We start from the raw sequence: 1748 nt of genomic DNA on the forward strand, positions 1-1748 counted from the left end.
GGCGGCGAACTGAATCGTTCTGAACGTGCGGTGCGGCGCGGTGACGCATGCGCGCGACGACCGCCGACGAGCCGGCCGCCGCGCCGCCGCCTCGCATCGGAATTCAGAACGATTCAGCCACGACGTGCGTCGCGTGGCCTATGCTCGGACAGCATCGGACGCGAGCCGTATCGCGCACCGTCCGCATCGAACCGGGATTCCCACATGACGACCGACACGCTCGCACTCACCCATCACACCGTTACGGCGAACGGCATCCGCCAGCACGTCATCGATGCCGGCGCGGGGCCCGTCGTCGTGCTGCTGCACGGCTTCCCCGAAACCAGTTTTGCATGGCGCTTCCAGATTCCGGCGCTCGCGCGGCACTATCGCGTGATCGTGCCCGACCTGCGCGGCTACGGCGAAACCGACAAGCCCGCGGCCGGCTACGACAAGCGCAACATGGCGCGCGATCTCGCCGCGCTGCTCGATGCGCTCGGCATCGAGCGCATCGCACTCGTCGGGCACGATCGCGGCGCACGCGTCGCGACGCGTTTCGCGAAGGACTTCCCCGAACGCGTCGAGCGGCTCGTCGTGATGGACAACGTGCCGACGCGCATCGTCGCGCAGAACATGACCGCGCAAACGGCGCGCGCGTACTGGTTCTTCCTGTTCCATCAGGTGCCCGACCTGCCGGAGGCGCTGATCGCCGGCAAGGAAGCCGAATGGCTCAGCTACTTTTTCGCCGACTGGTGCTACAACCCGCACGCGATCTCGGGCGATGCGTTCGACACGTACGTGCGTGCGTATCGGCGCCCGGGGGCCGTGCGCGGCGCGCTGGCCGACTATCGCGCGAACGCGGAAGACGTGCAGCAGGACCTCGTCGATGCGGACGTCAGGATCGCGTGCCCGACCATGGCGATCTGGGGCGAGGATTTCTACGCGGTGGGCAAGATGTTCGACATGAAGGCCGTATGGGAAGGCATGGCGACCCACCTGCGTGCCGAGCCGATCGCGCAGTGCGGGCATTTGCCGCACGAGGAGCAGCCCGAGCGCGTGAACGCGCTGCTGGTCGATTTCCTGCGCGGCTGGGCCGGCTGACGCCACGCCCGCCGCACGCGGCATCATCGGGGGACCTCGAATTGGAACACGGAGCGGGCCGCAAGGCCGTCATCGCCGGCGGATCGGTCGGCGGGCTGTTCGCGGCGACCGCGCTGCGCGCGGCCGGCTGGGACGTCCGCGTCTTCGAGCAATCGCCGCACGCACTCGACAGCCGCGGCGGCGGCATCGTGCTGCAACCGCCGATCGAGCGCGCGTTCGCGTTCGGCGGCGTCGCGCTGCCGCGCGAGACCGGCGTCGATTCGATCGACCGGATCTACGTCGATGCGCACGACCGGATCGTGCAGCGCTTCGCGATGCCGCAGACGCAGACGGGCTGGAACGTGATCTACACGGCGCTCAAGCGTGCGCTGCCCGCCGGCGTCATCCACGCGGGCGACGCGTTCGAGCGGTTCGAACAGGACGGCGAGCGGATCGTCGCGCACTTCGCGAGCGGCCGCGCCGAGACGGCCGACCTGCTGATCGGCGCGGACGGCGGCCGCTCGACCGTGCGCGCGCAATTGCTGCCGGACGTGCGGCCGACGTATGCGGGCTATGTCGCGTGGCGCGGGCTCGTCGACGAACACGCGCTGCCCGAACAGGTGCTGGTCCTGCTGCGCGAACGCTTCACGTTCCAGCAAGGCGACCGGCACCTGTTCCTGACCTATCTG

The 1748-nt window shown here is 69.3% G+C and carries 2 protein-coding genes; both read left to right on the plus strand.

From position 1 onward, the window contains the following. The first annotated feature begins 204 nt into the window (after positions 1-204). Positions 205-1080: an alpha/beta fold hydrolase gene (locus AP428_RS29195; RefSeq protein WP_011545688.1), complete on the plus strand. Its 876-nt coding sequence runs from the start codon at positions 205-207 to the stop codon at positions 1078-1080. A gap of 41 nt (positions 1081-1121) precedes the next feature. Further along, positions 1122-1748, plus strand: a 627-nt coding sequence (locus AP428_RS29200; protein WP_197285612.1) for an FAD-dependent monooxygenase, incomplete at its 3' end; no start/stop codon positions are given.

The sequence above is a fragment of the Burkholderia sp. E168m22 genome (assembly GCF_001319805.1).
GTDB lineage: Bacteria > Pseudomonadota > Gammaproteobacteria > Burkholderiales > Burkholderiaceae > Burkholderia > Burkholderia orbicola.